This window comes from Serratia sp. TSA_198.1 (assembly GCF_052686505.1).
The window spans coordinates 474,692-495,229 of the sequence record NZ_JBQZFP010000002.1; the positions used below are offsets into that span (position 1 = coordinate 474,692).

17 protein-coding genes and 3 tRNA genes are annotated in these 20,538 nt (G+C 54.4%); 8 read left to right on the top strand and 12 right to left on the bottom strand.

Translation table 11 applies throughout. The annotated features are described in order from the left end of the window. Positions 1–106: 106 nt before the first annotated feature. On the bottom strand, positions 107–547 hold the full coding sequence (locus ACUTSW_RS13575) for a DUF2946 domain-containing protein (protein ID WP_445584632.1): 441 nt from the start codon (positions 545–547) through the stop codon (positions 107–109). A gap of 168 nt (positions 548–715) precedes the next feature. Between ACUTSW_RS13575 and ACUTSW_RS13580 the strand changes: the two genes are divergently transcribed. From ACUTSW_RS13580 to ACUTSW_RS13595, 4 genes are all read left to right on the top strand, one after another. After that, the gene (locus ACUTSW_RS13580) at positions 716–2,128 is read left to right on the top strand and encodes a PepSY-associated TM helix domain-containing protein (protein WP_445584633.1); all 1,413 of its coding nucleotides are present in this window, start codon (positions 716–718) and stop codon (positions 2,126–2,128) included. Between the two features lie 67 nt (positions 2,129–2,195). Beyond that, complete coding sequence (gene osmE, locus ACUTSW_RS13585) at positions 2,196–2,525, top strand: osmotically-inducible lipoprotein OsmE (RefSeq protein ID WP_445584634.1); 330 nt, start codon at positions 2,196–2,198, stop codon at positions 2,523–2,525. A gap of 156 nt (positions 2,526–2,681) precedes the next feature. After that, positions 2,682–2,769, top strand: a tRNA-Ser gene (locus ACUTSW_RS13590). A 6-nt stretch (positions 2,770–2,775) separates the two neighbouring features. Continuing rightward, positions 2,776–2,851: transfer RNA gene (locus tag ACUTSW_RS13595), tRNA-Thr, on the top strand. A 189-nt stretch (positions 2,852–3,040) separates the two neighbouring features. Here ACUTSW_RS13595 and ACUTSW_RS13600 read toward each other — a convergent pair. The 4 genes from ACUTSW_RS13600 to ACUTSW_RS13615 all read right to left on the bottom strand — a co-directional run bounded on the left by ACUTSW_RS13600 (position 3,041) and on the right by ACUTSW_RS13615 (position 6,577). Continuing rightward, positions 3,041–4,189, bottom strand: a complete 1,149-nt coding sequence (locus tag ACUTSW_RS13600) for an acyltransferase family protein (RefSeq protein ID WP_062868071.1) — start codon at positions 4,187–4,189, stop codon at positions 3,041–3,043. A gap of 214 nt (positions 4,190–4,403) precedes the next feature. After that, positions 4,404–4,480 (bottom strand) — tRNA-Pro (locus ACUTSW_RS13605). A gap of 78 nt (positions 4,481–4,558) precedes the next feature. Next, complete coding sequence (yejM, locus tag ACUTSW_RS13610; RefSeq protein ID WP_062868063.1) at positions 4,559–6,340, bottom strand: LPS biosynthesis-modulating metalloenzyme YejM; 1,782 nt, start codon at positions 6,338–6,340, stop codon at positions 4,559–4,561. A gap of 9 nt (positions 6,341–6,349) precedes the next feature. Beyond that, the gene (locus ACUTSW_RS13615; RefSeq protein WP_006317912.1) at positions 6,350–6,577 is read right to left on the bottom strand and encodes a YejL family protein; all 228 of its coding nucleotides are present in this window, start codon (positions 6,575–6,577) and stop codon (positions 6,350–6,352) included. Positions 6,578–6,754: 177 nt separating this feature from the next. Between ACUTSW_RS13615 and yejK the strand changes: the two genes are divergently transcribed. After that, a complete protein-coding gene (gene yejK, locus ACUTSW_RS13620; protein WP_004947114.1) occupies positions 6,755–7,765 on the top strand; it encodes a nucleoid-associated protein YejK in 1,011 nt (336 codons plus the stop codon). A gap of 85 nt (positions 7,766–7,850) precedes the next feature. Here the strand turns inward: yejK and rplY are convergent, their stop codons facing one another. Together rplY and ACUTSW_RS13630 are read right to left on the bottom strand one after the other, a co-directional pair. Beyond that, positions 7,851–8,135: a 50S ribosomal protein L25 gene (rplY, locus tag ACUTSW_RS13625; RefSeq protein WP_004947109.1), complete on the bottom strand. Its 285-nt coding sequence runs from the start codon at positions 8,133–8,135 to the stop codon at positions 7,851–7,853. A gap of 161 nt (positions 8,136–8,296) precedes the next feature. Next, a complete protein-coding gene (locus ACUTSW_RS13630) occupies positions 8,297–10,054 on the bottom strand; it encodes a DEAD/DEAH box helicase (protein ID WP_445584635.1) in 1,758 nt (585 codons plus the stop codon). A gap of 309 nt (positions 10,055–10,363) precedes the next feature. Between ACUTSW_RS13630 and rsuA the strand changes: the two genes are divergently transcribed. From rsuA to ACUTSW_RS13645, 3 genes are all read left to right on the top strand, one after another. After that, complete coding sequence (gene rsuA / locus ACUTSW_RS13635; RefSeq protein WP_445584636.1) at positions 10,364–11,077, top strand: 16S rRNA pseudouridine(516) synthase RsuA; 714 nt, start codon at positions 10,364–10,366, stop codon at positions 11,075–11,077. Positions 11,078–11,107: 30 nt separating this feature from the next. Continuing rightward, a complete protein-coding gene (locus tag ACUTSW_RS13640; RefSeq protein WP_062868061.1) occupies positions 11,108–12,304 on the top strand; it encodes a Bcr/CflA family multidrug efflux MFS transporter in 1,197 nt (398 codons plus the stop codon). Between the two features lie 613 nt (positions 12,305–12,917). Beyond that, positions 12,918–13,262 (top strand): YejG family protein, encoded by a 345-nt coding sequence (locus tag ACUTSW_RS13645; RefSeq protein WP_004947098.1) that lies wholly within the window; start codon positions 12,918–12,920, stop codon positions 13,260–13,262. 9 nt (positions 13,263–13,271) lie between these two features. Here ACUTSW_RS13645 and yejF read toward each other — a convergent pair whose 3' ends face one another. The 5 genes from yejF to ACUTSW_RS13670 all read right to left on the bottom strand — a co-directional run bounded on the left by yejF (position 13,272) and on the right by ACUTSW_RS13670 (position 20,477). Then, positions 13,272–14,864, bottom strand: a complete 1,593-nt coding sequence (gene yejF / locus ACUTSW_RS13650; protein ID WP_445584637.1) for a microcin C ABC transporter ATP-binding protein YejF — start codon at positions 14,862–14,864, stop codon at positions 13,272–13,274. A 1-nt stretch (position 14,865) separates the two neighbouring features. Continuing rightward, positions 14,866–15,891 carry an ABC transporter permease gene (locus tag ACUTSW_RS13655; protein WP_006326758.1) on the bottom strand — a complete coding sequence of 342 codons (1,026 nt, stop codon included), beginning with the start codon at positions 15,889–15,891 and terminating at the stop codon, positions 14,866–14,868. Continuing rightward, positions 15,888–16,982 (bottom strand): microcin C ABC transporter permease YejB, encoded by a 1,095-nt coding sequence (locus ACUTSW_RS13660; RefSeq protein WP_013813790.1) that lies wholly within the window; start codon positions 16,980–16,982, stop codon positions 15,888–15,890. Before ACUTSW_RS13660 ends, ACUTSW_RS13655 begins: the two co-directional genes overlap by 4 nt. 10 nt (positions 16,983–16,992) lie before the next feature. Further along, positions 16,993–18,801, bottom strand: coding sequence for an extracellular solute-binding protein (locus ACUTSW_RS13665; protein WP_020439473.1), 1,809 nt, complete (start codon positions 18,799–18,801; stop codon positions 16,993–16,995). A gap of 89 nt (positions 18,802–18,890) precedes the next feature. Continuing rightward, a complete protein-coding gene (locus ACUTSW_RS13670) occupies positions 18,891–20,477 on the bottom strand; it encodes a cyclic di-GMP phosphodiesterase (protein WP_445584638.1) in 1,587 nt (528 codons plus the stop codon). Positions 20,478–20,538 lie beyond the last annotated feature (61 nt).

Genomic DNA, 20,538 nt, shown 5'->3' on the forward strand with positions numbered 1-20,538 from the left:
CAGAAATAATTGAAGGGATTTCAATCTGGAAAGTAAAAGTTAATTACGTTTTAGGCTATTTTATTTTGGGCGTAATAAACCCTGCCTGAATAAATAAGCATATAAATTAAAGTGGCTGTGCTGAATGTGGAAATAACGGTGGGGCGCGTGTTTGATAAAATGGAAAGGTGGCCAGAGTAATAACGAGGTAAATAGCGTGAATGAGACGGGGGGCACATTGAATCGGCAGGGGCGGTGCCGCAGGTATCAGGGCCATCAGCGGCGGGTTGTGATGTAACAGGCTGCAATAGCCGCAGAGGTCAAAACAGGCGCCGGAGGCCATATCCGCCATGCCGTGGCCTGCGGGCGGGCTGTCCTCTGGCTGATGACTCATCATCGCCATATGCTCGTCATGCTCCCCGCTCATCGGCATATCCATAGTCATATCTTTGTTATTTATGTTGTTTTTAGAGAGATGCGAGGAGATGGACGGCGCGATGAAAACCATCAACATAGCGAATAAGCCCAGCCAGGCCAGAGTACGCATATGTTGAGTGGACAGTTTCACCAGGAAGGTCTTCCAGAGTCAGAGGAGAAATGATTGATGATGACGGTAATTGTGCCCGCATTGTAACATTAATGAGAATTAAGCTAAACAGAGAAGAAATCTGTTTGTTAAATGAAAATAATTCGGGTAGATTTCGCCATTATTCTATTTGACCACGGATAACCTATCATGTCTGAACGCACTTCTGCGTCGCCTGCGGTTGCGCAGAATATTAATCGGCAGGTAACCACCCGCAGTTGGTTTATTCCGTTGATGATGCGGATTCATTTCTATATTGGTCTGTTTGTGGGGCCGTTTTTACTTATTGCCGCAGTGAGTGGAATATTTTACGCATTGACGCCGCAAATTGAATCCCGCCTGTATGCCCAGCAGTTATTTAACGACAGCACCGGGCCGACACTGCCGCTAGAGCGGCAGATAACCGCCGCTCAGGCGGCAGCACCGCAGCAGGCTTCGCTTTCGGCGGTGAGGCCGTCACCTGGCGAAGGCGAGAATACTCGTGTGTTGTTTGACGTTGCGGGATTAAAGGCCTCTGAACGGTTGGCGGTGTTTGTCGATCCGGTGACCGCGCAAACGCATGGCGCAATGACGGTTTATGGCACCAGTGGCATATTGCCGCTGCGCACCTGGTTGGATCAATTTCATCGCAGTTTGCTGCTGGGGGATTTTGGTCGCAATTATAGCGAGCTGGCAGCGTCCTGGTTGTGGATCGCGGCGCTCGGGGGATTGATGCTCTGGGGCGCACGCAAGCGCAAACAGACGAGGCCAGGGCGTAAAGGTTTACGTTGGTTGCATGAGAAAAGCGGTGTGCTGTTGCTCATCGGTCTGTTGTTCTTTTCCGCCACCGGGCTGACCTGGTCGCAGTGGGCCGGTGAGAATATCAGCGTGTTGCGACAGCAACTGGGCTGGGCGACCCCCTCGTTGTCTACGGCAGTGGGTGGGCAGAACGCACTGCCTGCTGATGAGCATGCCGAACACCGTGGCCACAAGATGCACATGGCAATGGCTGAGTCGCCTCAGGACAGTGCCATGTATGACAGAGCGCTGGCTGTCGCACGTACGGCAGGCATTGATGCCGGCAGGGTTGAAATCAGGCAGCCGGCAGCGGCGGGCCAGGCTTGGGCGGTGATGGAGATCGATCGCCGGTGGCCGACGCAGGTTGATGCCGTGGCAATCGATCCCGCGACGATGGCGATCGTTGATCTGGTCAGGTTCGAACAGTATCCGCTGGCAGCCAAATTGACGCGCTGGGGTATCGATCTGCATATGGGTATCTTGTTCGGTCTGGTAAATGAGCTGGTGTTGGTGGCCTTCGCTGCCGGGCTGGTGGCGATGGTGGTGATGGGGTATTTGATGTGGTGGCGCGGCCGGCCCACTCGGGCAGTGCGTAAACCGCTGCGCTCACCCTTTATGTTGCTGCGCAAAACGCCCAAAGGGCCGCTGTTGCTGATCGTCAGCCTCACGTTGCTACTGGGCGTTTGCCTGCCGGTGATGGGCGTTAGCCTGTTGGCCTTTTTACTGTGCGATCTATTCCGGTTTCTGATGGCGCGGAGGAGTGAACCGCACCTATCGACAAAGTGACGTTTGTAGAAAAGCCTTTCCTCTTCTACACTTAGAGAACAACAAACGTACGTCAAGAGGACAAGCCATGACTAATAAGCTGGTTTTAGCCGTTTGCACCGCAGCGACATTTTCCATTCTTGCCGGCTGTACCGCTTATGACAGGGCCGCCAGTTACGTGAAGGAACCTGTGGTAAGCGATGTAAAAGTAGGGATGACTAAACAGCAGGTGCGGGCAATTGCCGGCCCACCGTCTACCTCTGCAACGCTGGTTAATGCGGAGGGCACATGCGACACCTACGCTGTGGCGCCGCGCGACGGTAAAGTGCAAACCTATTTTGTCAGTTACAGCGACACCGGCCATGTGATGAACAAGGGGTACCAGACTTGTTCAGACTACGATTCTCAGCCTAAATAAGCCCCATTGCGCTGAACAATAAAACCTCGCTTTGGCGGGGTTTTTCATTTTTTAACCGCCACTTGCATGAAGTTTAAGCAAACGCGCTTTTTACTGCATTTTTTTGCATGAAACGATAGACATTTCATAACGGTATCGTTAATATCTGCGCCCATTGGAAGGATGGCCGAGTGGTTTAAGGCAACGGTCTTGAAAACCGTCGAGTGTAACAGCTCCCAGAGTTCGAATCTCTGTCCTTCCGCCAAATTTAGCCGGCTTAGCTCAGTTGGTAGAGCAACTGACTTGTAATCAGTAGGTCACCAGTTCGATTCCGGTAGCCGGCACCATATTAAGTTATACTGACGTTTAGCACGTCTTAAACCCCAGCAATCTAAATGATTGCTGGGGTTTTTTTATTTCATTTTTTTAATCAGTATCGTTAAACCGACATCGATTGAGAGAAAACTTACTGGGTTTATCTACCCCCCCCCTTGTACATATTACAGGGGGGGATATTGAATCATCTACCTTTGTTTTTACGGCAAGACAATGGCTTTGGTCAGCTTACGGCTAATAATTGTTTTGCCCAGTTTGATACCCGGTTTTTCGATAAATTTATAGAGAAACACTGCAACCCCATAAGTTATGGGTAAAATGATAATAGATGCAGTCATAAATCTTGCTATGGAAGGCAACCCGGAAAATTGGGGATTTGACAGCAGGAAAGCGATGACAGGAAGAACTATTAACAGATGCAGCAGATACACAGAGTAGGAAACATCCCCCATAAAGACGCTAATCTTATTGGTCAGTATCCAGCGAGGGAAACGCAGTACATTGGCCCAGAGACTTCCTTCAACTCTTGGCCAAAGAATCGTAGCCAACATCAAGAGCATGCCAATTTCAGCCAGAAAACGGATCTTGTTAAAACTATCTTGCATATAAATACTGACGCAAGCTGTGGCCAAGGCAAAAAACACATATTTAAAGCTTTTTCCGCGTATAGCTTCAGAAATAAACATGCCAGCTATAAAAAGATGCAACTTTATCAGTATCATTGATGGCATAGGGAACGAGGAAAAGTAATTAGGCAACAACTGTTTAGCAATCATGCACAGTGCAATCACGGTAAAACAGGCCCGCGCGAAGCCTAACTGCATTACTGCTAACATTATGAATGGGAACAGGAAATAGAACTGCATTTCCAGCCCTATACTCCAGTCTGGCAGCACGGTATTAAATGAAAAACTTGGCAGAAAGCCAAACATAAACGTTACATGGGTAAAAATGTTTAAGAACGAGTTATCGCTATAGCGCGAACTATCAGTTTGGGTTGCGCTATAAAAACTGCTGATGGTTTCCCGAGCTTCACCAAAATAACTGCCAAAACCAATAGCAAAAATGAGTAATACATAGTAAAGCGGGGCAATACGGAAGAAACGGCGTAGCCAAAATTTCTTGAAGGTTGCACTTTCAGTCCAAGGTTCTTTCTCTTTACGCTCCACATAATTTTTAGCCATCAGGTAGCCAGAAAGCAAGATGAATAGATCAACCCCGATTCCAGGATCTGAAAGTATGGGGAAGCGAAAGCTGGTTAATATACAGATATGGCCCAAAACGACCCATAAAGAAGCCAGACCACGTAACCCTTCCAGCTCCTGCGACCATTTCTTAGCAGGTTGCATTGGCAAGCCCCTCTGAACAATATTTCATTAACAACTACCCATATTCAGGTGAATTTTTGTCAGTATAGCATGGCATATTTAGATAGTTTACAGGGGCAATGTCTGAATTTGGCACTGACTATTGTTATGTAGATGGGGTTGCCGGGGGGGCGTTACATACAAATTGCAGGCATAAAAAAACCAACCGCAAAGGGTTGGTTTCTCTAAGGATGTTTGGTCGGCATGAGAGGATTTGAACCTCCGACCCCCGACACCCCATGACGGTGCGCTACCAAGCTGCGCTACATGCCGACGCTATGGCAAATTATACTACCCTTAACCAAAATCAATGCAAGAGTAGCAGCGCCTGATTGCTTGTATTTTAAGCAGTTAGTTGGCAATGAAGCGTTTAACGTCAGTCAGCACCTGCAACAGCAGGGTAAGCTGCGGTTTCTCGTCTTTTATTTCTTTGTCGTTTTTATCGTACGCGCGATAAGTGCCATTGCCGTCCAGCACCAGGGTTTGTGTTGGCGTAGTGATGATCAACAGGTTGTTATCACCGGTGGCGACCCAGTTATTCTTGCGCTGTGCGGTGAACAGATCTTCACCTTGCGAGTAATCGTTAGGGGCCGTTTTAACGTGCAGTAAACGCTGCATCAGCGTGCGCATCACATCGTTATGGCCGGTCAGCTTATTGATGGTCTGAGCTGGCGTACCCGGCCAGTGGATAACCAGCGGCACTTGCAGCTGCTGTTGGTTATAACTGCTGCCAGCACCCCAGTAGCCTTTGCCGCTGTCATTAAATTCAACGCCGTGTTCTGCGGTAATCACCACGACCGTTTTATCCAGAACGCCACGGGCTTTCAGCGTGCTGAGCACCTCCGCAATCTGCGTGTCCACATCCTGCGCACCGGCGCGGTAACGTTGAATAAAGTCGGCCGGGGCCGGTGTTTTTTCATTGGCTGCCGGTTCAGCGCCACGGAAGTTGATGTAGGAGAACCACGGAGCCTTGTTGTTCTGATCGGCCAGCCAATTCTGCCATTGTTGAGTGGTGACTGCATCGTTTTGCCTGTTTGGCGTCGGCAGCGAGAAGTCGGTCAACAGTGCCTGACGATATAGGCTGGCGTTAAAGCCGTCGGACGAGAACAGGCCAAACTGATAACCCTGGGCGCTAAGTGCGTTCACCAGGGCAGAAGGTTTGCGCGCGGCGAGAATGCTGTCCAAATAGGTCGGCGAAATGCCGTAGAACAGGCCAAACAGGCCGGTATCTGCATGATTGCCCGAACTGTAGTGATCGCTGAAGCGAACGTTTTCCTGCGCGAAGCGGGTGAGGGCAGGCATATCCTTCGTCATATCCTGGGCGCGAACGCCATCTACGACGATCATCAACAGGTTATAGCCGCTGCCTTTGTCGTTGTAGCTGAGATCGTTGAGTGGATATTCCACCGCTACGGCCTCCGGATTACCCTGCTGCACCAAACGGCGCTCATACTCTTGTGGATCGAGCAGGCCGTGTTTCTCAAGGAATTTACGTGCGGTCATGGGGTAGGAAAGCGGCAGGTTGGCTCGCTGCATGGTGATCGGGCGATAGAAATTGGCGTCGGCCCAGATATAAATCAGGTGCGAGGCAAAAAAGGCGCTGATGAACAGCACGGCCAACGGCTTGCCAAAGTGTTGGCGGTTCAGGCTGCGAAGCTTTTGCCAGCTCCAGGTGCCAAACAACATCTCCACCAGGAAGATAACGGGCACGCAGATGAACATCAGTTGCCAGTCGCGCGCCAGCTCGCTTTGATCCGGGTTGACCACCAGTTCCCACACCACCGGGTTAAGGTGAAGGTGGAAATGCGTGAACACTTCGCTGTCTACCAGCAACAGCGTTAGCCCGGTCGTGGCCAGCGCGGCGGAAATAAGCCGCAGCAGCCGCTGTGACATCACCACAAAGGTCAGCGGGAATATCACCAACAGGTAGCCGGCGAAAACGATAAAGCTGAAATGCCCCAGCAAGCTGACCAGGGCATAAACCCGGCCCAACAGGGAGGAGGGCCAGTCGGTGACAAACAGATAGCGGCTGCCCAGCCCGAGGGCGAGCAGAATATTGAATAAGGCGAACCAGTGCCCCCAGCTAATCATCTGGGAGACTTTTTCACGATAACGCTGACGGTTTGTCACCATAATTAATTATTAATGCGCTTTGTCTTCACGAATAGAAGCTTGCAGAGCTTCTGCAAACGATCTTGCCAACGTCTTCCGCTGCGCGGGAGCAACGCTGGTGTTGATCAGATTAGTTACCATGTTGCCCAGCACCATCAGAGAAAGATCGGTGGGAGTATGGTGTTTTTCCAGAACATTGACCAGCTCAGAGAGCAGTTGTTCAACGTGTTCGTCACTGTAACGGGATGATTGTGGCATAAAAATTGCGCTCAAAGCCTGACAAAGTCCCATATCTTACCGTATAGAGCCGTGATTTTCCGCTCTTTTATAGCGTGGTAGCCGTTAAGGTAACGATCGTTTGCCGATCCCGCTTTACAGTTGCAGGGCGAAGCCTTCGGTGCTTGAATACGCGCTCAAAGAACAGGAGGATTTATCATGAGTCTGGATATCGACCAGATCGCTCTGCACCAGTTGGTAAAACGCGACGAACAAACGCTGGACGTGGTGCTGCGCGACTCTCTTCTTCCCACCAATGCGGCGGTGGAAGAGATGATGGAGGAACTGCATCGTGTCTACAGTGCCAAGAGCAAGGCTTATGGCCTGTTCAATGAAGGCAGTGAGCTGGCGGATGCGCTGCGCACCTGCCGCAAGGACGATAAGGATTTTCTGGCCTTCAGTCGCGCGGCAACCGGCCGTCTGCGCGATGAGCTGGGCAAGTACCCGTTTGCCGAAGGCGGCGTGGTGCTGTTCGGCCAGTACCGCTACCTGTCGACAGAGTACTTGCTGATTGCGGTGCTCAACAGCCGCAACAGTTCACGCGTTAACGAAGAGCTGGATATCAACACCACCCATTATCTGGACATCAACCACGCCGATATCGTGGCGCGCATCGATCTGACCGAATGGGAAACCAACCCGGAGTCCACCCGTTACCTGACCTTCCTGAAAGGCCGGGTGGGGCGCAAGGTGTCCGATTTCTTTATGGATTTCCTGGCGGCGGCCGAAGGGCTGGACACCAAAGCGCAGAACCGGGGCTTGCTGCAGGCGGTTGACGACTATTGCGCCGACGCCCAGTTGGATAAAAATGAGCGCCAGTCGGTGCGCCAGCAGGTTTACAGCTATTGCAACGAACAGCTGCAGGCCGGCGAGGAAATCGAGCTGCAGGAACTGTCGAAAGAGATCGCGCCGGTGGGCGAGAAAGATTTCCTGCAATTCTCCAGCGAACAGGGCTATCAACTGGAAGACAGCTTCCCGGCCGATCGCGGCACTCTGCGCCAGTTGACCAAGTTCGCCGGCAGCGGCGGCGGCATCAGCATGAACTTTGACGCCATGCTGTTGGGAGAACGGGTGTTCTGGGATGCGGCAACGGATACGCTGACGATTAAGGGCACGCCGCCGAACCTGCGCGATCAGCTGCAACGCCGGTTAAACGGCGGCAACAAGTAACCTTTGCCGAATCGCAGACAATAAAAAACGCCGCAATTGCGGCGTTTTCTACTTCGGCGTCCCGAAAAGCTCGAATACGTTGCGATTACGCGCGAACGAAGTCGATGTGGGTCAGTTTTGGCTTGAACGGGTGACGCTGTACAGCCTGAACCTTAACTTTGGTTTCTTTACCGTCGATAACCAGAGTTACTGCTTCGCTGTAGAATTCTGGTTTAGCTTCCATGTTCTTTACAGAATCATGGTCTAATTCGATGGAAACTGCAGCTTCTTCGCCACCGTAAACGATAGCTGGGAATTTGTTAGCTGCACGCAGGCGGCGGCTCGCACCCTTACCCTGGTCTTTACGTACTTGTACATTGATAGTGAACATTGTTTTTTCTCTTAAAAGAAAATTTACCCTGTTAAGGCGACCCAGTAACAGGTTCGATAAACCACTTTAGCACCGGGCGAACCCAGCTAAAGCGGGCGGCATTTTAACGGAAAGCCGTCGGCAGGGCAATGGAAACCTCCCGAATCTGCGCGATGCGGGCATCAATACAGCTCGTTGGCCCGGCGGAAGCGGCCTTGATAATCGAACACTTTTTCCCGTACCTGCCAGAATTGCCCACGTTTGCGCGCCACGACAAAATCCGGATGACGCAACAGTGCCTGCTGGGCCAGCACGTCGGCGGCGGTTTGCCAACTGAACGGCACCCCCGGCGCGCGTTGATGCGGGCGCAGAAACAGCATCTCGAAGGCTTTGCGCTGCGCCGGCGTTTGCAGGCGGAAACGCTCGCTGGTGCTGGTGCCGTCTTCATCGTAATAGGTGGCCTTCAGCCACTCGCCTTTTTCATCGCGTCCGCTTTGCAACTCCATACCGCCGCAGCGCAGAACCAATGCGTCCTTCAGTTTCAGCGCCTCTTTCAGCATATCGTCGGGATCGACCAGCACTTCCTGGCACTGGTGGCAGCGGCGCGCAGCAATGTCGTTTTCTGCGCCACAGTGCGGGCAACTCTTGAAACGAAAGCGGTAGTCGCACTGTTCTCGATGGCCATCATCGTCTTCCAGCCAGCCCTGGCAGCGGCGGCCGTAATGCTCGATGATGTCGCCATTTTCGGTGCATTTTCCCCAGAACAGGTTGGCGAAGCCGCAGCCGGGGCAAAATACCTGTACCGGCTGGCTGTCGCTGTGCGGTTTGCTGACGCCCACCTCCGGCGTAAACAGGTCATGCGGGTTGCCGGCGTAGTCGAGGATCAGGCAATCCTCTTTGCCGGGAGCCAGCCGCAACCCGCGGCCGACGATTTGCTGATAAAGGCTGACGGATTCGGTGGGGCGCAAAATGGCGATCAGATCGACATGCGGCGCGTCAAAGCCGGTGGTCAACACCGCCACGTTGACCAGATAGCGCAGCCGCTGCTGTTTGAACGCCTCAATCAACGCATCCCGCTCGGCGGCCGGCGTTTCGGCACTGACCAGCGCGGCCTCACCGGCCGGCAGCAGGCCGTGGATCTCACGAGCATGCTCAACGGTGGAGGCGAAAATCATCACCCCTTTGCGCGTTTCGGCATATTCGACGATCTGGCTGATGATGTGCGGTGTGATGCGATTTTGCTGTTTCAGCTCGCGGTTGAGGTCTACCTCACTGAACAGGCCGTTGCTTCTGGCCTCCAGGCGGCTGAAATCGTACTGCACAATCGGCATGTCGAGCCGTTCCGGCGGCACCAGATAACCGTTCTTGATCATGTAGCGCAGCGGCAGTTCATAAATGCAGTCGCGAAACAGGCTGCCGGCATCGCCGCGGGTAAAGCCGTGGTAGTGATACTGATAAATCCAGCCTTTACCCAGCCGGTAAGGTGTGGCGGTCAGCCCCAACAGCCGCAACTGCGGGTTGGATTTTTGCAGGTGCTGAATAATTTGCTGGTACTGGCTGTCATCGTCATCGCTGATGCGGTGGCACTCGTCGATAATCAGCAGGGAAAATGCGCCGTCGAACAACGGCAGATTACGCGCCACGGACTGTACGCTGCCGAACACCACTTTGCCGGCGCTGTCTTTTTGCTGCAGCCCGGCGGCAAAGATATCCGCCTCCAGCCCGTAGGCGCAGTATTTGGCGTGGTTTTGCGCCACCAGCTCTTTCACGTGGGCCAGCACCAATACCCGGCCGCGTGCGCGCTTCGCCAGTTCGGCGATCACCAGACTTTTGCCTGCACCGGTCGGCAGCACAATCAGCGCCGGTTGAGAATGCTGGCGGAAATGTTTGATGGTAGCTTCGACCGCTTCCAGTTGGTAGGGGCGTAGAGTAAAGGCCATGAATTAACGCCGTTGGTTGAAATGGGCCGCCGGGAACATGTTTTGCAACATCTGAACCCACAGAAACAGTGACATTTTACTCCTCAGGCGGCTAAAAAATTTCTATTATTATGCCTTGTGAGCGCATGCGGTGCGAGAAGTGCGGAAATTACCTCTGTCAGGGGGCCGTTTCCGCCGCTATACTCCCGTCACAGTAATCGCTGTTTCCCCCTCTCCGAACCTGCCCTGTTGCACCTGGTGCAACGGCGGGCGTCATATTTTAGCAATACGATCAATGCGATCATAACAACGACAGGCAAAGCAGATTCAATGCGACTGGACAAGTTTTTATCTCAGCAGTTAGGTGTTAGCCGCGCGCTGGTAGCGCGTGAACTTCGGGCAAAACGCGTCACCGTGGACGGTGAAGTGGTGAAGAGCGGGGCGGTCAAACTGACCCCGGAGCAGGAGGTGGCGTTTGACGGCAACCCGCTGCAACAGTTGAGCGGCCCACGCTATTTCATGCTCAACAAGCCTCAGGGGTACGTTTGCTCTACGGACGATCCCGATCACCCGACGGTGCTGTATTTCCTCGATGAGCCGGTCGCTTATAAACTGCACGCCGCCGGTCGGCTGGATATCGACACCACTGGCCTGGTGCTGATGACTGACGACGGGCAGTGGTCGCACCGCGTCACCTCACCGAAACATCATTGTGAGAAAACCTATCTGGTCACGCTGGAGCATCCGCTGGCGGAAGATACCGCACAGCAGTTTGCCCAAGGCGTGCAGTTGCATAATGAAAAAGATCTGACCCGTCCGGCACAACTGGAAAAAATTGAAGACACTCTGGTGCGTTTGACCATCAGCGAAGGGCGCTATCACCAGGTGAAACGCATGTTCGCGGCGGTGGGCAACCGGGTTGTCGAACTGCACCGCGAGCGGATTGGCGCCATCGTGATGGATGAGGATTTGGCTCCGGGCGAATACCGCCCGCTGACTGAAGAAGAAATCGCCAGCGTGGGCGCACCACATTTGCAGGACTAACGGCTGCGGCTGATTAAGGAATCGTTGAACGTGCAACAGAACCGGTCATCTCACCTCGGTTTGATTTTTATTCTGGGCCTGCTTTCCATGCTGATGCCGCTGGCTATCGACATGTATCTGCCCAGTATGCCGGTGATAGCCAAGCAGTTCGGCGTCGAGTCGGGCAGCGTGCAGATGACGCTCAGCGCCTATATGCTCGGTTTTGCCCTGGGGCAGCTGTTCTATGGGCCGATGTCGGACAGCATAGGGCGCAAGCCGGTGATCCTGTGGGGGACGCTGATCTTCGCCATTGCCGGCGGCGCTTGCGCCATGGCGCAGTCGATCGAGCAGTTGATCAACCTGCGTTTCCTGCACGGTCTGTCGGCGGCGGCGGCCAGCGTGGTGATTAATGCCCTGATGCGCGATATGTTCACCAAGGACGAATTTTCGCGCATGATGTCGTTTGTCATCCTGGTGATGACCATTGCGCCCTTGCTGGCGCCGATGATCGGCGGTGCGCTGCTGCTGTGGTTCAGCTGGCATGCGATTTTCTGGACCATGGGCGCAGCGGCGCTGATCGGTTCGCTGCTGGTGGCGTTCTTTATTAAAGAAACGCTGCCGAAAGAGCGGCGGCAGAAATTCCATCTGCGCACCACGTTGGGCAATTTCGCTTCGCTGTTCCGCCACAAGCGCGTGCTGAGTTATATGTTGGCCAGCGCCTTCTCGTTCGCCGGCATGTTCTCGTTCCTCAGCGCCGGGCCGTTCGTGTATATCGAATTGAATAACGTTTCGCCGCAGCATTTTGGTTACTACTTTGCGCTGAATATCGTGTTTTTGTTCCTGACAACTTTGGTCAATAGCCGCAACGTACGGCGGCGGGGGGCGATCAAAATGTTCCGGCTGGGCTTGTTGGTTCAGTTGGCGATGGGGCTGTGGTTGCTGGCGGTGAGTGCCATCGGCCTGGGCTTCTGGGCGCTGGTGCTCGGTGTGGCGGTCTATCTGGGCTGCATCGCCATGATTTCGTCCAACGCCATGGCGGTGATCCTGGATGATTTCCCGCATATGGCGGGTACGGCGTCCTCGTTGGCCGGTACGCTGCGTTTCAGCATCGGCGCTCTGGTCGGGGCGGTACTGTCGATGGCGCCAGGCAAGAGCGCCTGGCCGATGGTCTCTTCCATGGCGCTGTGCAGTATCGTAGCGGTGCTGTTCTATTTGTATGCCAGCCGTCCACGCAGCAACCTTGCCTGATCCTTCCGCGACTTATCTCTGAATAACCAAGGCCGGCTTAGTGCTGAGCCTGGGTTATTCCATTCTTTTCAGCGCACTCTCATCAATCCCGTTGGCAATGCAGATTTTGTTGCTAAATATAAGTACGCTAATTAAATGCTCGGCGTGAAATCTGTGTGCTTTTTGTTAAAAAAAGCGCAGGTTGAGAAACGATAATTACAGAGGTTCCGCACGGCATCTTTGCCGGGATGTGGTGTTTGATTTTTATTTTGTCTATTTAAAATCAATGGATTAAATCGATTTTTTACCTTGAAGGGCGAAGTTAAATGTTTCTGCAATGTAAAATTATAAAGAGTGAAAAGTAACCGCATTGCAAGAAAAAAGAGTTGAGATCGTGGCGGGAAAGGGTTACATATAACGCAAAAATGCGAGCTGAGTCGCAAAATGCCGTGAAATGACACCGTGCGGCGCACCAAAACAGCACGATATCAGCAAGCGCAGGGTACGGTTAATGAGTTGTGACATATTTTACATTTAAATAACATGTACGCTCGGCAGAGTCGGTTCTCAACGGCTATAACTTAGTTACCCTGTCAGGTAAAAACTGTTTCACTTTTCAAACTAGGGATTTCATGTGGATAGTATCCAACTTTCGGTAGTGCATCGCTTGCCGCAAAGTTATCGTTGGCTATCAGGTTTTACCGGCATCAAGGTTGAACCGATTCCGCTTAGCGGGATAGACGAAGATAACAATCTGATTGGCTTGAAACTGCTCAGCCATGAAGGGGCGGACGCTTGGCAGGTTATGCAACAGCTTAAGCTGTCTTTGCAGGAGATTCAGGTCGATTGCGCCATCGTGGAGTGGGAAGGGGAAGCTTGCCTGTTTGTGCACCGCAGCGATGAAAGCGCTACCTTATGCCGGTTAAAAAACGTTGGCGCCGCCATCGCCGAGCCACTGAGCGCGCAATATCCTTTCTGACCCCCGCCGCTAATCGGCCAGCTGCAACAGCTGCTGCGTATAAGCGGCGGCAGGCGAGTTAAAGATCGTCTGGCAGTCGCCCTGTTCAACCACTTCTCCCTGGCGCAATACGATCACCTGATGGCACAGTGAGCGTACTACCTGCAAATCATGGCTGATGAACAGATATGCCAGCCGATGGCGTTGTTGCAGAGATTTCAGCAACGTCAGGATTTGCGCCTGTACCGATTTATCCAGCGATGAGGTCGGCTCATCCAGAATCAGCAACTGCGGCTGCAGAATCAGCGCCCGTGCGATAGCAATGCGCTGGCGCTGGCCACCGGAAAACTCGGTAGGGTAGCGGTGGCGCAGGGCGGGATCCAGCCCCACTTCTTGCAAGGCTTCCATCACCTTTTGTTCACGCTGTTCGGCGCTCAATTTCTGATGTACCTCCAGCCCCTCGGCGATAATTTGCAACACGCTCAGTCGCGGGTTCAGCGCGGAGTAGGGATCCTGAAACACGATCTGTATCTGGCTGCGGTACGGCAGCATCTGTTTCAGGCTGAACTGGTGCAGCGGTTGGCCGTTAAACCAGATAGCGCCGCTGGCGCTCAACAGACGCAGCAGCGCCAGCCCGGTGGTGCTTTTACCCGACCCCGACTCCCCCACCAATCCAACGCTTTCCCCGGCCTTCAGCTCAAAACTCAGTCCTTTCAACGCGTAATGATGGTCAACCGTGCGGCGCAACAAGCCGCGCTTGATCGGGAAACTGACCTGCAAGTTTTCCACTTTCAGCAGCGGGGCGGCGTCCGCCGGCAACGGCAGAGGATCGCCGACATTTTCCGCTGCCAGCAGTTGCTGGGTATAGGGATGCTGCGGCTGGCTGAACAGGCCCGCCCGGCTGTTCTGCTCTACGCATTGGCCGTTGCGCATCACCGCCACATTGTCCGCCAGGCGGCGAACGATATTCAGGTTATGAGTGATAAACAGCAGCCCCATCCCCATTTCTTGCTTCAGCTCTTTCAGCAGCAGCAGGATCTGCGCCTGAATGGTCACATCGAGCGCAGTGGTCGGTTCGTCGGCAATCAGCAGTTTTGGCTGGGTCAATACCGCCATGGCGATCATGACCCGCTGGCGTTCGCCGCCGGAGAGCTGATGCGGGTAGTCTTTCAACCGGCCTTTGGCGTTGCGAATACCGACGCGATCCAGGCACTGAATAATCTCCCCGCGCGCTACGTCGCGCCGCATGCCACGGTGCAAAGCCAACACTTCCGCCAGTTGTTTCTCAATGGTGTGCAATGGGTTGAGCGACACCATAGGCTCCTGAAAAATCATCGAAATCTGGTTGCCGCGCACTTTGCGCAGCTCGGCTTCCTGCGCATGCAGCAACGAGCTGCCATTGAACTGGATATCCCCACCGGTATAGACCACCGGCGGCGAAGGCAGCAGCCGCAGCACCGACAGTGCGGTCACGCTTTTGCCGGAGCCGGACTCACCCACCAGGGCCAACGTTTCCGCTTTTTCTATTTGCAACGACAAGCCGTTGACCACCTGATTCAACTGCTCTCCCTGACGGAAAGCGACGCTGAGATCCTGAATTGAAAGCAGTGGGGTACTAGCCATATCAATGCGCCTTGCTGGGGTCAAAGGCGTCGCGTATGGCTTCGCCGATAAAAATGAGTAAAGACAGCAACACTGCCAACACCAGGAACGCAGTAATGCCGAGCCACGGTGCTTGCAGGTTGTTCTTGCCCTGCAGCAACAGTTCACCGAGCGACGGAGAGCCGATCGGCAGGCCGAAGCCCAGGAAATCGAGAGAGGTCAGGGTGGTGATGGAACCGCAGAGGATAAACGGCAAGAAGGTCAGCATCGCCACCATCGCATTGGGCAGCATATGTCGGTACATAATGACCCGATCCGGCACCCCCATAGCGCGTGCGGCGCGGATGTAATCATAGTTGCGGGTGCGCAGGAACTCGGCGCGCACCACGCCTACCAGGCTCATCCAGCCAAACAGAATGGTGATACCGAGCAGCCACCAGAAATTGGGTTGTACGATACTCGACAGCAAAATGATCAAAAACAGCGTCGGCATGCCCGACCACACCTCGATAAAGCGTTGTCCCCACAGGTCAAAACGCCCGCCGTAATAGCCTTGCATCGCGCCGACGCAAACGCCGATCACGCTGGAAAACAGCGTCAGCGCCAACCCGAACAGCATCGAAATGCGAAAGCCGTACAGCACGCGGGCCAGCACGTCGCTGCCGTTACCGTCGGTACCCAGCAGGTTATGGCGCGAGGGGGCTGAGGGGAAGGGCACCTCAGTGGCGAAGTTGATGGTGTCGTAACTGAAGCGAATCGGCGGCCAAACCGCCCAGCCGTGGCGGTCGATCTGCTGTTTTACGAAAGGATCCTGGTAATCGGTGGCGGTATTCAGCTCACCGCCAAAGGTGGTCTCGCTGTAATTGATCATGAACGGCAGGTACAGGCGGCCTTCGTAGCGCACCAGCAGCGGCCGGTCGTTGGCGATCAGGTTGGCGGCCAGGCTGAGGATAAACAACACCAGGAAAACCCACAGTGACCAGTAACCGCGGCGATTACTGCGAAAACGCGCCCAGCGCGCCTGGTTGATCGGGCTTAAGCGGCTCATTGGCGGGCCTCGAAATCAATGCGCGGATCGACCAGGGTATAGGTGATATCGCTGAGGATATTCAACAGCAGGCCAATCAGGGTAAAAATATACAGCGTGCCGAACATCACCGGATAGTCGCGTTGCAGAGTGGCATCATACCCCAGCAGCCCCAGCCCGTTGAGCGAGAACATCACTTCAATCAGCAATGAACCGGTGAAAAACATGCTGACGAACGTCGCCGGGAAGCCGGCGATCACCAGCAGCATGGCATTGCGAAATACGTGACGATAAAGGATTTTGTTCTCGTCTAACCCCTTGGCGCGCGCGGTGACTACATACTGTTTGCGGATCTCGTCAAGGAACGAGTTCTTGGTCAGCATGGTCAGGGTGGCGAAACCGCCAATCACCGTCGCCAGCACCGGCAGGGTGATGTGCCACAGATAATCGGTAATCTTGCCATACCACGACAGGCTATCGAAGTTGCTGGATACCAGGCCGCGCAACGGGAACCAATCCAGGTAACTGCCGCCGGCGAACAGCACGATCATCAAAATGGCGAACAGGAAGGCCGGAATGGCGTAGCCGATGATAATCAGCGTGCTGCTCCAGATATCGAAAGCGCTGCCGTTATGCACCGCCTTGCGGATACCGAGCGGGATCGACACCAGATAGATAATCAGCGTGCTCCACAGGCCCAGGGTGATGGAAACCGGCAGGCTATGGCCCACCAGTTGCATCACCGACGCGCCGCGGAACAGGCTGTCGCCAAAGTCGAGACGCATATAATTCCACAACATGGTGAAATAGCGCTCATGCAGCGGTTTGTCGAAACCATAGCGTTTGGTGATTTCGGCAATCACTTCCGGATCCAGCCCGCGCGAACCGCGGTACTGGCTATCCGTCGCGCTGCCGACGCCGATCCGCGCGTGCCCCAGGCCTTCACCTGCGCCACCGCCGCCGAACCCGCTGCTCTGGCCCATTTCGATATTGGCAATGGCCTGATCGACCGGGCCACCGGGCGCGATCTGCACGATGAAAAAGTTAATGGTGATGATCGCCCACAGGGTGGGAATAATCAGCAACAGTCTGCGAATCAGATAAGCCGCCATCGCCGACCCCTTATTGTTGTTGGGCCGGCAAACGCGCCGCCTTGTTGACGTCAAACCACCAGTTGTCGAAGCCAATCACGTAAGCAGGACGGATCGCCGGCGTGGAGAACTTGTCCCAGTAGGCATAGCGGTCGTGATTGGAATACCACATCGGCAGCATGAACCTGTTCCAGGTCAGCACCCGATCCAGCGCACGGCCCAGCGGCAGCAGGGCTTTTTCGTCGCCCTGATGTCGCAGGATGTTGCGCACCAGGCTATCGACCGCCGGATCGGTGACGCGGGCAGTATTCCAGCTGGAATTGATGTATTCGGAGTCCCAGTTCGTCTGGAGCGAAGAACTCGGGAACGGCATCGCCAGATAGACCGTCGGCATCATGTCGAAATCGCCGTCACGCATGCGTTTGGTGAATTGAGTGACGTCAATTTCACGGATCTGCATCTCGATCCCCAACCGCTTGAGGTTGTGCTGGAACGGCAAGACGTACTGGAAGTTGCTGCCGCTCAGCAACATCAGCTCGAAGGTAAAGGGCTTGCCGGTTTTACTGTTCACCAGTTGCTGGTTTTTCACTTCCCAACCGGCCTGCTTGAGCAACTGGGTGGCTTTCAGCAGGTTCTGGCGATCGTTGCCGCTGCCGTCAGAGGTTGGCGGCTGGTAGATGCTGGTGAACACCTCCGGCGGTACCTTGTCCTTCAGCGGCGCCAACAGCGCCAGTTCGGCGGCATCCGGATAGCCGCTGGCGGCGTAGGGGGTATTCTGGAAATAGCTGTTGGTACGTTGATAAGCGTTGTAATACAGCGCCTTGTTCATCCAATCGAAATCGAAGGCCAGCGTGATAGCCTCGCGCACGCGTCGATCGGCAAACAGAGGGCGTTTCATATTGAACGCCATCCAGCGGGTATTTTGCGCCGACTGGTTGGTTTCATCCTGTTTGACTATGTAGTTACGGGCGAAGTTACCGCCCTGATATTGGGTCGCCCAGCTTTTGGGCGAACCCTCAATGCGGAAGTCGTAGGCACCGGCCTTGAAGGCCTCCAGCGCCACTTTGTCATCCAGATAGTAGTCGTAGCGGATGCTGTCGAAGTTGAAGCGGCCGCGATTGACCGGCAGGTTGGCTGCCCAGTAGTCGCGTACCCGTTGATAGGTAATGTATTGGCCGAGGCGGTAACTGCCTACCTTATACGGGCCGCTGCCAAGCGGCGGCGCGGCCAGCGGCTCGTTCAGCTTATGATCTTTCCAGAAACTCTCCGGCAGCACCGGCAGCCCAAACAGCCCAAGCAGCTTGTCTTTATCCGGCTGCGGGAATTCGATGCGCACCGTCAGGCGGGAGATGGCCTTTACCGTAATGCCTTTGTACGCCACGCGAAACTGCGGCACACCTTCGGTCATAAACTTGTTAAAGGTGAAGGCGACGTCGGCGGCGGTGATAGGGCTGCCATCGTGGAAGCGGGCGCGGGCGTTAATATCCAGCTCCACCCAGTGCATATCGGCCGGGAAGCGGGCGGACTCGGCAATTAGTGGGTAATAACTGCCTATTTCGTCGTCCGAGGTGGTGAACAGCGAGTCATACAGTGCGTCGGTGCGTTCGCCGGGTACGCCGCGCGAGGCGTAACGGTTAAAGTTATCGTAGGTGCCGATCGCCGCCATCCGCACGTCGCCGCCTTTCGGTGCGGCTGGATTGACGTAGTCGTAATGGCTGAAGTCGGTGGCGTATTTCGGCTCACCGAGAAGGGCGAAAGCGTAACTTTCATTGAGGGTTTCGGCCTGCAGGCCAAAACTCAGTGCTGAGAGCACCAGGGCAGCAAAAACGCGCACGGACATCTTGACGGTAAGCTCCTGCTGATAAGTCGGTTAAGTCTGCGGCCAGCATAACATTCACTGCCGCGCCGCAGGGTGAAGTAATGTAAAGATCAGGCTTTTTGCGCCTGATAATCAAAGACCTGCTGGTTAGTGCAGAATGTCACGAAGTTGTCGATGCTCAACGGCTTGCTGAAATAATACCCCTGCATAAAGTTAACGTCCCGTTCCTGCAGGAAGTGCAATTGTTCGGCGGTTTCCACGCCTTCCGCCACGGTTTGCATTTTCAGCTTTTTAGCCAGTGAGATCACCGCATCCAGCACCGGTGCGGTGACCGTATCCTGACCGATGGTGTTGACGAAACCACGGTCTATTTTCAGATAGTCCATGGTAAAGCGTTCCAGATAAATCAGCGCGCTGTGGCCGGTGCCGAAATCGTCGATGGCGATTTCAATGCCTTGCTGGTGCAGCCAGTCAAACTCCGCCAGCGCGTTGGCTTCCTCTACCATGCCGCGCTCGGTTATCTCGAATACCAGCGTAAAGTAGTCGCTGGGCAGTTGCGCCAGCAGTTCGTACACGTCCTGATGGAAGGAGGGGGCGCTCAGATGGGAAGGGGAGATGTTCAGACCCAGTTTGGCGCCCTTTGGCAACACCGTCGCCAGGCGTGGCACGTCTTCGGCGATCAGGCGGAACAGATGGCGCGTCAGCGGCACAATCAGCCCTTCGCTTTCGGCGTAGGGGATAAACAGGTCCGGCGGGATACGCCCTTCAATTGGATGCTGCCAGCGGATCAGCGCCTCCAGCCCGGCGACGGCGCCTTTGCGGGTATGGAACACCGGCTGGTATTCGATAAAGAATTCATTGCGCTTGATGCCGCGCATCAACGCACGCTCCGGGCTTTGGCGCAGCAGCAGCATGTAGTAGCACAGGACGCCGATCATCAATGACAGCACCAGGCTGCCCAACAGGGTCAGGCGGATATCATTGGGCGTCAGCGTTTCGTTATAAAACAGAATCGTCATCGGCGTGCCCGGGATGGCTAAGCGATCGGCCTGATTGTTTGGCAACTGGCTCACCGGCATCAGGTTCGGGCTGAAGGTTGTCAGGGCGCGATCGCCCAGAATAATGGCAATGCCGGGTGTGCGTGCGTCACGCGAAGCGAACAGCAGATAGGGCATCAGGTTGATATCCAGGGTCGCCAACACGCCGGTGTTTTCCTCTCCGGGATGACGCAACCAGACGGCTACTGCGGGTTTTCCCGGCACAAGAGGGGTGCCTTGCTGCAGTTTGAGATCCCGCGTCTGGCGCGGATCGATTTCCGGATAAATATTTTTCAGTGCCAGCATCATGCTGCCGGTAGCCGAGGAGCAATAGGCAAAACCGTTTTTCACCAGCAAGAAGCTCCGCACGCCGGAATTAAACGCCGCCTGATAGGTAATATCCGGCTGGCTGGACGCGCAGGAGCGTTCCGTCAACGGCATCAATTGCAGCATGATTTCCGTCAGACTATCCAGATTTTCGAGGGTGAATTTCTGTGTACGTTGTTCTACCGTGCGTTGATATTGTGTGCGCTGGTGATTAATCAGGAGGAGTGTGATGCCCGTAAACAGGATAAAAAATACCAGAGCGACAATGCTGCTTTTAGCCAGGCTGCGTCGTCTGTGCGAAACATGGCGTGCAAATGCCCTTTTCAAGCCCATAAACCTTTGCCCCCTGAGCACGGCGTATCATTCTGTTTTTGTTATCAAGTGATCGCTTAAT